The organism is Vibrio penaeicida (assembly GCF_030689305.1).
In the GTDB taxonomy this organism is placed as follows: domain Bacteria; phylum Pseudomonadota; class Gammaproteobacteria; order Enterobacterales; family Vibrionaceae; genus Vibrio; species Vibrio penaeicida_B.
In genome coordinates this window covers 21,385-33,437 of the sequence record NZ_JAUYVM010000024.1, presented here as the reverse complement: position 1 = coordinate 33,437, position 12,053 = coordinate 21,385, and the positions used below count along the sequence as shown (strand labels likewise).

9 protein-coding genes are annotated in these 12,053 nt (G+C 45.0%); 6 read left to right on the top strand and 3 right to left on the bottom strand.

The features are described from left to right. Window positions 1-4 precede the first annotated feature (4 nt). Window positions 5-460, top strand: a complete 456-nt coding sequence (gene msrB / locus Q8W40_RS25240; protein WP_101112634.1) for a peptide-methionine (R)-S-oxide reductase MsrB — start codon at window positions 5-7, stop codon at window positions 458-460. A 38-nt stretch (window positions 461-498) separates the two neighbouring features. Here msrB and Q8W40_RS25235 read toward each other — a convergent pair whose 3' ends face one another. Beyond that, a complete protein-coding gene (locus Q8W40_RS25235) occupies window positions 499-1,329 on the bottom strand; it encodes a DUF2989 domain-containing protein (RefSeq protein WP_305401214.1) in 831 nt (276 codons plus the stop codon). A 111-nt stretch (window positions 1,330-1,440) separates the two neighbouring features. Here Q8W40_RS25235 and Q8W40_RS25230 point away from each other — a divergent pair, with 111 nt between their 5' ends. Then, window positions 1,441-1,725 carry a YeaC family protein gene (locus Q8W40_RS25230; protein WP_101112632.1) on the top strand — a complete coding sequence of 95 codons (285 nt, stop codon included), beginning with the start codon at window positions 1,441-1,443 and terminating at the stop codon, window positions 1,723-1,725. Between the two features lie 108 nt (window positions 1,726-1,833). On the opposite strand, the gene ansA is transcribed toward Q8W40_RS25230, so the two are convergent. Both ansA and sppA read right to left on the bottom strand, forming a co-directional pair. Next, complete coding sequence (gene ansA, locus Q8W40_RS25225) at window positions 1,834-2,847, bottom strand: asparaginase (protein WP_305401212.1); 1,014 nt, start codon at window positions 2,845-2,847, stop codon at window positions 1,834-1,836. Between the two features lie 538 nt (window positions 2,848-3,385). Beyond that, window positions 3,386-5,236, bottom strand: coding sequence for a signal peptide peptidase SppA (sppA, locus tag Q8W40_RS25220; protein WP_305401211.1), 1,851 nt, complete (start codon window positions 5,234-5,236; stop codon window positions 3,386-3,388). 170 nt (window positions 5,237-5,406) lie between these two features. Here sppA and Q8W40_RS25215 point away from each other — a divergent pair, with 170 nt between their 5' ends. The 4 genes from Q8W40_RS25215 to norR all read left to right on the top strand — a co-directional run bounded on the left by Q8W40_RS25215 (window position 5,407) and on the right by norR (window position 11,836). Next, a complete protein-coding gene (locus Q8W40_RS25215) occupies window positions 5,407-7,410 on the top strand; it encodes an NADPH-dependent 2,4-dienoyl-CoA reductase (protein ID WP_305401210.1) in 2,004 nt (667 codons plus the stop codon). Between the two features lie 83 nt (window positions 7,411-7,493). After that, window positions 7,494-8,042, top strand: a complete 549-nt coding sequence (locus Q8W40_RS25210; RefSeq protein ID WP_101112629.1) for an NAD(P)H nitroreductase — start codon at window positions 7,494-7,496, stop codon at window positions 8,040-8,042. Between the two features lie 114 nt (window positions 8,043-8,156). After that, window positions 8,157-10,136, top strand: a complete 1,980-nt coding sequence (locus Q8W40_RS25205; RefSeq protein ID WP_305401209.1) for a DNA topoisomerase III — start codon at window positions 8,157-8,159, stop codon at window positions 10,134-10,136. 170 nt (window positions 10,137-10,306) lie between these two features. Then, window positions 10,307-11,836 (top strand): nitric oxide reductase transcriptional regulator NorR, encoded by a 1,530-nt coding sequence (norR, locus tag Q8W40_RS25200; protein ID WP_305401207.1) that lies wholly within the window; start codon window positions 10,307-10,309, stop codon window positions 11,834-11,836. The last annotated feature ends 217 nt before the right edge of the window (window positions 11,837-12,053 follow it).

The window sequence follows — 12,053 nt, the reverse complement described above, 5'->3', positions numbered from 1 at the left end:
TAAAATGAATAAAAAACAAAAAAAATGGAGAAATATAAACGTGAACCAAAAGGCGCAACCAGTTGAAAAAACGGAAAAAGAGTGGAAAGAACAACTAACTGACGAAGAATATCGTGTCTGTAGAGCACACGGAACAGAAGCTCCTTTTTCTGGAAAATTACTTCATAATAAACAAAGCGGCGAATATCAGTGCACCTGTTGTCATACCCCTCTTTTTCACTCGGAAAACAAGTACGATTCTGGGTGTGGCTGGCCAAGTTTTGATGCACCGATTAACGAGGCTGCAGTTCGTTATATTGAGGATCTGAGTCACGGAATGAAGAGGGTAGAAATCCGTTGTTCAGCGTGTGATAGCCATTTGGGTCACGTTTTTCCTGATGGTCCTAAAACCACTGGTGAACGATTTTGCGTTAACTCAGTGTCGTTAATTTTCAACAATACTAAAAAAGGTGATGTATAACACATCACCTTTGAAAATTAATTTCACATATCGAGTATTTACCATTTTCTAAGTGTGTCTATTTCCGGAATCAAAGACGGTTTGTAAAGACCGCTTTTGACGGAATCTGCCACATCATCAGCTAGGTCGTTTAGCTTATCTAGCTTTTCCTCTGGGTATGGATACATTCTTCTAAGGTTTCTATCTGAGGCAATAGGGAGCTCAAATTCTTTGCCTACCATTGCCCATATATAGGCGTATTCCAAATTTCCGAGCGATTGATTAGTACTGGCTAATGATTTAATCACCTCGTTATTCAGCTCACCTTTTTTGGTGAGCGTTAAGGCATTTTCAAGAAGAATGAGTGTTTTATTGCGATCTCGGTTTGCGTAGTAGGTAGCTAACGCATATTGAAGTTTGGCAGTATTGAGTTTCTCCGTTCCTTCCAATTGCAAGAACTCACGTTGGGCGTCGTCATCACCTTGCGTCCAGCGGAAGTACAACGCGTAAGGATCGGTTGACGATTTTAAGTCGTTTAATATGCGTTTTTGTTCATCATAGGTATGAACCAGTGCATTGAATCGGCGCTCTTTAAGATCACTTTGGTCTATGGGTTGTATTTGAGCCGCTAACTCAAGACATTGTTGATATTCATGTAAGATCTCAAATTCTTTCAGTATCTTGTCTACGGTATTGTTTCTCAGCGCGTCATATCGGTGCCAGATGAGATTTGTTCTTGGTATGCGACATTGCCCGTCGCGCATGTTGAGTTTTTCACACCGAAGTGTCGGATTGGCTTCACACAATTCGCCCGTGTTTTGATGTGCTTCAAAACATCCAGAAAGCGTTGCTACAGAAGCGATACAAATAAGAAGTCGAGTTTTTATCATTGGCATCCCGCTTGTGATCTAATGCTCTAATTTGTTGTCCATTACTTGACTAAGCATAGTAGCCGGATATGGTCTTATTCAAAACCTATTTACTTAAAATTAGGAAAGAAAGTGAATGTAGAGCAACTTATTGAAGCAATGACCCCAGAGGTATACGAGCGCTTAAATTATGCTGTAGAAACGGGTAAGTGGCCGGATGGTACTCCGTTAAACCAAGAGCAACGAGACTCCTGTATGCAAGCCGTTATGCTGTATCAATCCAAGCACAATACTGAAGCGCAACATATGTCTGTTGCAGCGGGCGGTGAAATTGAGTTCAAATCCAAAGTTGAGCTGAAGAAAGAATTTTCTAAGGGCGAGGAAGAAATCGCTCGAATAAAAATTGATAAAGAATAAATCAACAGCACATCGATAAAGAACTTCAAATACAAAGAGAGGAGGCATTTGCCTCCTCTCTTGTTTTTTCTAATGAGTAATATCTCTCGCAGTGAGAAATACATCATTCTACAGGCTCATTTCACCACGCAGAATTTTTTGCATCTGGCTTTTTATTTCCTCATAACCGAGGTTTTGGCTCAACAAGTAGTGCAATTTGGCTAGTGCTGCCTCTGGCGTCATATCGTACCCGCTGATAACACCAGCTTCGGCTAAAGCACACCCAGTAGCATAGCCTCCCATGTTTACCTTGCCAGCGAGACATTGCGTTAGGTTCACGACAATTACGCCGCGTTCAGAGGCTTCTTTGAGATGACCCAATAGTTCAGGGTTTTGTGGAGCATTTCCGACACCAAAGGTAAGAAGAATCATTGCGTTCACAGGTTGGCGCAGCGTATTTCGGATGACTTCGTGCGAAATGCCAGGGTACATGGTAATGACGCCTATTGGCTGAGGTGTAATGCTATGCACTTTAAAATCGCCAGCAGGCTTTTTATCCACTTCAATGTAATTGCTTACTTGAATGTTAATTCCCGCTTCCAGTAAAGCTGGTAGGTTAGGGGACGTAAACGCGTTAAACCCATCAGCATGTGATTTGGTACTGCGATTGCCCCTCATCAACTGATTATTGAAAAAGAGCGAGACTTCATTAATCGGGTAATTCGCTGCGATGTGTAATGCATTGAGAAGGTTGGCTTGCCCATCGGATCTCAGCTCTGCTAGAGGGATTTGCGACCCCGTAACGATGACGGGCTTACCAAGGTTTTCGAGCATAAACGAAAGTGCCGAAGCGGTGTAAGCCATGGTGTCGGTGCCATGAAGAATAACGAAACCATCGTAGTTGTCGTAATTGTCACGAATGTCATCGGCAATTTGCTGCCAATCCATAGGCGTCATATCGGATGAATCGATGAGTGGATCATATTCGTGAATGGTGTAATCGGGCATTTCAGAGCGATGAAATTCCGGCATGCTTTGAAGTTGTTTTTCCATAAACCCAGCAACTGGAATGTAACCTTGATCAGATTTTTGCATTCCAATAGTGCCGCCAGTATAAGCGATGTATATGTGTTTTTTTTGCATAGGGCTATGTTTCTATTCGTTACACGTTGTAATTATGGCGGGATTATAGCGAATTCTGCTCAAAACCCCAGAAGGAAATACTGGAAGAGTGCACTCCAATTAACAAAAGTGTATACCCAAGTGACCTCAAGATGCTAGGTTCAGCGAGAGTTAACTGGTTTTCAGACAAGACACCGATTTAAAGATCTAGTCATTCTAAATCAAGAATCGGTAACGCAGTATGAAAGCCAGTTAAACTCGCCCTTGGGAGCCCATATTCTGTTCCATTTCTTCGTCAAAGATCTTGGAAAGGACTCATCATTCCCAGCGTACTTTTCCTTGAACTGAAACAGAATATGAGGCTCTGAATCCTGCATCTAGAGGTCACTTGGGTATAAAAATAAAGCCCCTTCACTGAACAAGACGAGCTTATCTAAACGGTTTCAAAGTTTGAGTTTGTTTATGGATAAGTTGTGTTTACAGATAAGTTTAGCAGCATAAAAAAATAGACGCCGAAGCGTCTATTTAAAAGGTTGTTGCTAACGTTTAAGTGTCAGAACTATTGAACTTGGCAATTTAAGCAAAATGCATAGTGCCCTTTAGGATCGTTAAAGCTCTGCATCACACTTAGGTCTTGCTTAAGTTGGCTGGCAACAGGCTGTAGCGATTGAGGTAACACACTATTCATATCGATGCCTAACTTCACAGAGATATTTTGCATCAACTCCTGAATGATCTGTTCGGTTGAAGATAGAGGCTCTTCTACCCAGTAAATGTTGTATGAATCCAGTTCTGCCAATTCAGCAGCCAGCTTAACGGCATCATCAAAGTCGCCCATTTGGTCGACTAACCCGAATTCCATAGCATCTTTCGCTGTCCAAACACGCCCTTGGGCGACTTTATCAACGTCTGAAATACTCATATCGCGGTTTTCGCCAACGAGACCAATAAAGCGCCGGTAGCCGTGCTCAATACCCAGTTGAATCGCTTCCGATGCTGCAGGAGTCAGCCCACGTGTAACACCGATGCCAGAGAAAGGAGAAGTGCCGATACCATCGTTATAAATACCGAGGTTGTTCAAGCCTTTCTCAAACGTTGTAATCACGCTGAATATGCCAATAGAACCCGTAAGGGTTGTCGGTTGTGCAACGATTTTGTCGGCACTCATCGAAATCCAGTAGCCACCTGAAGCTGCCAAGCTCGACATAGACACAACGACGGGTTTTCCTGCATCACGCAAAGCTTGTACTTCGTTACGAATCACTTCGGAAGCAAAAGCACTGCCGCCTGGGCTATCCACTCGAAGTACAACAGCTTTAATTTTGTCGTCGATTCTAGCGTCGCGCATCAGTGACGCAATCGTATCACCGCCTACCGTTCCGCGAGGTTGGAAACCATCCATAATCGCGCCACTGGCCACAATTACGCCGACATCGTCAGCAGCAAAATTCAACTTCGGAGTCATTGTTGCTAGGTATTCGTAGTATCCGATGTGATTAAAGCTGTCGTTGCCATTACTACCAAACTCTTCAACCAATGCTTTTCTGACTTGTTGTCTGGTCGCCAGCTCATCAACTAAGCCAATGTTTTTGGAAAGCTGTGCTAAATCGCCTTTAGCTTCGTTGAGCAGCTTCAACATGTCAGCTTCGCTAGGTGCAAGAGTAGAGGCTTCAATCTGGCGGTTTAACGCAACATCATGAATGAACGCATCCCAAAGTTGTGTCAGCCAGCGAGACGCCGACTCTTTGGCTTCGTCAGACATGTCGTTACGAGTAAACGGCTCAATCGCAGATTTATAGGTTCCAACTCGGAACACATGCGTATTAACATCCAGCTTCTCTAACATGTCTTTGTAGTAAAGGTTGTATGCGCCGTAGCCTTGCATAAGTACTGCACCATCTGGTGCCAAGTAGACTTTGTCGGCGTAACTGGCCAAGTAATACTGGCTCTGGTTGTAAAAGTCACCAATGGCATAAACAGGTTTGCCGGAGGTTTTAAATTCGTTTAGCGCTTTAGCAATATAGCGAAGTTTGGTGAGATTGGTTTCTGGCATTTCACGCAGCGCTAATACCAAACCTGTCACGTTGTCGTCGTTTTGTGCGTATCGAATTGCCTCAACAATATCAAACAAAACATTCTCTTTTGGCAGTTCACTGCCGAGTAACGATCCAGTGAAAGAATCCATAGGGGCAACGTAGCTGCTTTGTTCAACTATCGGGCCGGACAAATTCATGACAAGCGCTGATTTTTCTTGCACAACAGGCGCGGTGGTATCGGCTTGCGTGTAAACGAAATAGATGATCGCTAAAGAAAACAAAAAGAATAGGTTGATGATGGCAACACGAAGGAAAGAAATCGCTTTCCATATCCACTTAAAAATCAAACCTATAACTCGAAATATCTTTTTCATGTCTTTCCAATACAAGTACTTAGCTAATCGCTCCATCCTACGTGATCTTAGCGAAGAAAAACACAGAAGATTGATCGTTGTTGTAAAAATGTAAACAGGTGTTTGATTTTTTGTTTTATGGCTTTTAGAGTGGTCATACCATTACTATAAAATTAAAGTGAGCTCTCCCTATGTATTCTAATTTGCTTTCGCCGCTGGACTTGGGTTTTACCCAGTTACGCAACCGGGTATTAATGGGTTCCATGCACACCGGTTTAGAAGAAGACAAGCAAGGTCTACACAAACTTGCTGCTTTTTATGCAGAGCGGGCGAAGGGGGGAGTGGGGCTAATAGTAACGGGCGGTTTTTCACCAAATTTACGGGGAAGGCTACATCCGTTCAGTGCAGAGTTTAGTAAAAGTAAACATGCCCAAGCCCACAAAGTCGTCACCGATGCCGTGCATGAACACGGTGGGAAAATTGCGCTTCAATTACTGCATGCGGGTCGATACGCCATGCATCCTTTTTCTCAAAGCGCATCAGAAATCAGAGCCCCAATTGCAAAGTTCACACCCAGTGAAATGAGTGGGCGTCAGATCCGAAAAACCATTGGCGCATTCGCTAATTCTGCTTCCCTCGCACAAGAAGCGGGGTATGACGGTATCGAAATCATGGGTTCGGAAGGGTACTTAATCAACCAGTTCATTTGTAAACGCACTAACATGCGTTACGACGAATGGGGGGGAACCTATGAAAATCGCATGCGTTTTCCTATTGAAACGGTAAAAGCAATCCGTGAAAAAGTGGGCAAAGAATTCATCATCATATTCCGTTTATCCATGTTGGATCTGGTGGAAGAAGGCAGCACATTTGAAGAAGTTGTCTTGCTAGCCAAAGAGCTAGAAAAAGCAGGGGTTACTATCATCAATACCGGTATTGGTTGGCATGAAGCACGAGTCCCGACTATCGCAACACAAGTTCCACGCAGTGCCTTTGCTTGGGTAACGGAAAAAGTGAAGCCGCACCTTAATGTTCCGGTTATCACGTGCAACCGAATCAATACACCGGATGAAGCTGAGAAGATCATAGCCTCTGGTCAGGCAGACATGGTGTCGATGGCGCGCCCTTTCTTGGCCGATCCCGACTTCGTCAATAAAGCCGAAGCACAGCAAAGCCACCTTATTAATACCTGTATTGGCTGTAATCAAGCGTGTTTGGATAACGTGTTCAAAGGCAAACGAGCAAGCTGCCTTGTTAACCCTAGAGCGTGTTACGAATCGGAAATTGTGGTTCAGCCAGCAGTGAAGAAGAAAAAGATTGCTGTTGTCGGCGCAGGACCGGCGGGGTTGTCATTTGCGACCACGGCTTCAGAGCGCGGCCACGATGTGGATTTATATGAACGCAATGATCGTATTGGTGGTCAATTCCGCTTAGCAATGCAAATCCCAGGCAAAGAAGAGTTTCGTGAAACCATCCGCTACTTTGCCAATCGCATTGATACCACGGGCGTTAACCTCAAATTAGAAACAGAAGTCACCTTTGACATGTTGGAGGGGTACGATGAAGTAGTGATGGCTTCTGGGGTGGCTCCTCGTGAAGTAAATATTGAGGGCTTTGATAATGCCGAGAAAGTGGTGGATTACCAAACGCTGATCCGTGATAAGACACCAGTAGGCGAGAAAGTTGCCATTATTGGCGCAGGTGGTATCGGGATTGATGTCGCCACCATGTTAACGGAACCAAATGGTCATGACTTGGATGATTGGCTGCATGAGTGGGGTATCGACAAGAACATTGATCACCCTGGCGGTCTATACCCTTACCCCGATTCGGTGAGCGACAAAACCGTTTGGGTGTTGCAGCGTCGAAATGGACGAGTAGGGAAAGGGCCGGGCAAAACAACGGGCTGGATCCACAAGCGTACGTTAGAAAAGCGCGGGGTAAATTTAATCGGTGGTGTCCAATATCAGCGACTTAATGGAAAAGGCTTGTACATAGAGCATCAAGGTGATGAAAAGCTATTAGATGCCGATACAGTTGTAGTTTGCGCAGGGCAAGAATCAGTAAGACCATTTGAGTCAGATTGGAGCAAGCTTGGCGACAAACTCCATATTATTGGTGGAGCCGACCATGCTGGCGAGCTAGATGCCGTTCGCGCCATTCGCCAAGGTGTGAAGCTGGCTGTAGCGCTGTAAATACAAAATTAGCCCCTAAAATACAGGGGCTAAATTTAGGTAGGTTTGTGCTACATTTGGAAAAAACGAAATAAGGATTTCAAATGGAAGCGTTAGACCTTTTATTGAATCGTCGCTCAATCGCTAAGCTTTCGGCACCCGCGCCAGAAGGGGAAGCACTGCAAAATATCATCAAAGCTGGGCTTCGCGCCCCTGACCATGCTGGGCTAACTCCTTGGCGCTTTGTGATTTCACAAGGTGAAGGGTTGGCAAAACTCGCGGATATTTTGGTATCGGCCGCTGAAGCAGAAAACAGTGAAGAAGCGGTGATAGAAAAACTGAAAAACGCCCCTTTTCGTGCTCCTATGGTGATTACCGTCATTGCCAAAGTCACCGAGCACGAAAAAGTGCCCGCACTGGAACAATACCTTTCTGCCGGATGTGCTGTTCAAGCCATGCAAATGGCCGCTGTCGCGCAAGGTTTCCAAGCGTTTTGGCGCTCAGGAAGCTGGATGTTCCACCCGAAGGTGCACGAGGCATTTGGCTTAGAAGGCAAAGACGAAATCGTCGGCTTCCTTTACGTTGGCACTCCAGGCTGCACACCAATGAAAGTGCCAGAGCGTGATTTAAGCCAGTTTATCGAATTTCTATAGCGGTCTAGATTCGGTATTAACACAAAATGACTGTATAAAAAAACAGTTTCTCTTGCATTCTGAAAGCCACATTAGATAATGTGGCTTTTGTTTTATCTGAATCTTTTCACGTTTATGTCTCGACTCATCATTGCCGAAAAACCCAGCTTAGGGCGCGCGATCGCTGCTGCTCTACCCAAACCTCAAAAAAACGAAAATGGTTTTATTCGTTGCGGGAATGGTGACATCGTTACTTGGTGTATCGGTCACTTGTTGGAACAGGTGGAGCCCGATGTCTACGATGAATGTTACAAAAAATGGAACATGAATGACCTGCCGATTGTTCCAGGCCAATGGCAGCTCAGACCTCGTAAGACGTCAAGCAAACAGCTCACGGTGATCCGTAAGCTGTTAAAGGAAAGCAGCCACCTTGTTCATGCTGGCGACCCGGATCGTGAAGGGCAACTGCTGGTGGACGAAGTGATTGATTACTGCAAAGTCCCTAAAAGCAAAAAAGAGAACATGGAAAGGTTGCTGATCAGTGACTTAAACTTGCCTGCGGTCAAGCGTGCACTTTCTCAGCTTCGCAGTAACCGTGATTTCATTCCCCTTTCTGTCTCAGCTCTCGCTCGTTCCCGAGCCGACTGGCTGTATGGCATGAACATGTCGCGAGCGTATACTCTGCTTGGTCAAAAAGCCGGTTATCAAGGCGTTTTATCGGTAGGGCGTGTTCAAACCCCAGTGCTTGGTTTGGTGGTCCGCCGAGACGAAGAAATCGAGAATTTTGTCCCGCGAGACTATTTTACCCTTCATGCGCTGATCCCATATCAAGATCAAAATGGCAGCTTTGATATTCGTGCTCGCTGGAAACCGAGCGAAGCCTGTAAGCCTTGGCAAGATGAAGAAGGCAGAGTACTCAACCGAAAACTGGTAGAAAACGTCGCCTCACGTATCGCTAATCAGCCCGCTACGGTAACGAAATCGGAACAAAAACAAACCAAGCAAGCCGCGCCTCTCCCTTATTCACTTTCCGCATTGCAAATCGATGCTGCAAAACGTTTTGGTATGAGTGCGCAAGATGTGCTGAATGTTTGTCAATCGCTGTATGAAAAACACAAACTGATTACCTACCCACGTTCAGATAGCCGATATTTACCAGTGGAGCATTTTGGGCAAGCTGCGTCGGTAACCGATGCTATTGGTAATAACGCTAAAGAGCTTGCTCAGGCGGTTCAAGGTGCAGACTTGTCCCGTAAATCGAAAGCGTGGAACGACAGCAAAGTCGATGCCCACCACGCCATCATTCCAACACCCAAAAAAGCGTCGTTAAACGGGCTGTCTGGTAATGAAATGAAGATTTACCAACAGATTGCCCGTCAGTATCTTATGCAATTCTACCCACCAGCCATATTTGCAGAAGCCAAGTTGATCTTTGATATCGCTGGCGGAACATTTGTTGCGTCTGGTAAGCAGTTGATTGATCCTGGATGGAAAATACTGATGGGGAAAGACAAAGCAGAGAAAGAAGAAGGTGTCGATACGGTTCCTCCCTTACCAGAAGGAACGGTACTCACTTGCCGTGAAGGTGAAATCAAAGACAGAAAAACAGAACCGCCCAAGCATTTCACTGAAGCCACATTACTTCAAGCCATGACGGGTATCTCCCGATTTGTGGAAGACAAAGAGCTCAAAAAAATCCTACGTGAAACCGATGGGTTAGGAACAGAAGCCACACGAGCTGGCATTCTAGACACTCTATTCAAGCGCCAATTGCTTACTCGCCAAGGCAAATCTATTTTAAGTTCTCCGGCCGGTAGAGGTTTGATCCATGCTCTGCCGAACGAGTCCACCTACCCAGACATGACCGCCAATTGGGAACATCAACTTCAAGGTATGGCAGAGCGCAACCAAGCTTACCAACCTTTTATGCAAGCATTGGAATCCAAAATTACGGGTTTAATGGAAACAGTAAAACTTGGCCCGGTTCCAGAATCGCTTAGGCACTTACCCAAAGTTGAGCGCCCAGCCTACAAAAAACGTCGCAGCACTGGAAAAAGCACAGCGAAAAAATCAGGGACTACGAGAAAGCGCGGAGCTTCTACCAAAAAGAGTTAATCAAACTCGATAGGGAAATTTCGTTAACCTTCTTAAACAGTCGTGTGTGGGAAGCGGGATCTACGATTCATTTGATCGTCGTCAACGGAACATCATTCTCTGTGACATTTTGATGTTAAAAGGACATCGAGTTGTTAGCATGCCTTCATCCAACAGATCCTAGGCATCTTATGACTCCAACAGCCCACCACGTACTTCTCGATATTGCCCTTAATTTAAGCTCAAATCGCTCACACGAGCAGCAATATCAAAACCTCATTGATGGGGTTGCGCAAATATTCCCGTGTGATGCGAGCTGTTTGTTTATCTTTGATGAGGATGGTTTTCTTACTCCTGTTGCGGTGAAAGGGCTGTCGAAATCAGTATTAGGGCGTCGTTATTTCCCAAAAACGCATCCTCGTCTGGAGGCTATTATTCAAAGCCGAGAACCGGTGCGTTTTGATGCGAACTGCGCGTTGCCTGATCCGTTTGATGGAGTACTGCTTACTGAAAATCAATGCATGGATGTACATGATTGCATGGGTTTTAGCCTTTATGTGGAAGGGCAACTTGTCGGTGCATTGACGATGGATGCGCTGGAAATAGGGGCATTTGATGGTATTGACCCTATCACCGTAGAGACGTTTGCCGCGCTTACTGCGGCAACATTACGAAATATTGCTCAGCTAAAAGCGCTCAAATCCCAAAATCAGAAGCAGAAAAGTGTCACGCAGACCCTTATTCAACAAGCTCGTTCCCAACACGGTGAGATGGTAGGGTTAAGCCCCCAGATTAACCAGCTACGCAACAACATCGCTACTGTCGCTCAGTCGGATTACGCCGTTTTGATTACTGGTGAAACAGGAACCGGTAAAGAACTTGTGGCGCACTCGGTTCACGCGCAGTCTCATCGCAGCGATAAGCCAATGATTTACGTAAACTGCGCCGCTTTGCCAGAGGGATTGGCAGAGAGTGAATTGTTTGGTCATGTAAAAGGCGCATTTACTGGTGCGAATAGTCATCGCGCTGGTAAATTTGAGTTGGCTGATGGTGGAACCATATTTCTTGATGAGGTAGGCGAGCTGTCTTTGATTCTTCAAGCAAAATTATTGCGGGTGATTCAGCAAGGTGAATTGCAAAGAGTGGGGAGTGATCAACATTTAATGGTCAATGTCCGAATCATTGCGGCAACAAATCGGCAGCTAGAAAAAGAGGTGGGATCAGGGGCTTTTCGTGCTGACTTGTTTCATCGCCTGAATGTTTTCCCAATTCAGGTACCGCCACTTCGCTCGCGTGATGGGGATATTCCTGTTTTGGCAGGGTATTTATTAGAAAAAGTACGCCAGCAATTTAATGCACCGAATTTACACGTCCATCCTAAAGTACTGCTGCAATTAGAATCCCTACCTTGGCACGGCAATGTTCGCGAGCTCGAGCACACATTAACTCGCGCAGCGTTACACAGCATACAGCAAGGTGCGAGTACCATTATGCTCAATCATTTCGATACTTCACTTGTACTGGATGATGTAAAAATAACATCCCATTATTTGCCAAATGAAAGCCAGCCAATGCGAGAGTTAGTTGAAAGCTACCAGCGTGACTTAATTGAACACGCTTTGGGGCAAACCAATGGAATTTGGGCACAGGCTGCTGAATTTTTGCAGATGGATCGCGGGAATCTATATCGAATGGGTAAAAAACTTGGGGTAAACCAGTAACACTTTTTTCTAATACGTCTTTTCCTAAAGCCTCTTTTCCAGTAACCGCATTGAGCTCTTCTAAAGAGCTCTTTCTATTTTTGTGTTGTTGTTATGACATCGCGGGCGTTGTCAGATATACATCAACCATTCACTTTAAATTCATTTAAATTCAACAAAATCAATTGGATACATGTTGGCATGTTATCTGCTGTTCAGTGGTAAATAAATCGACTAA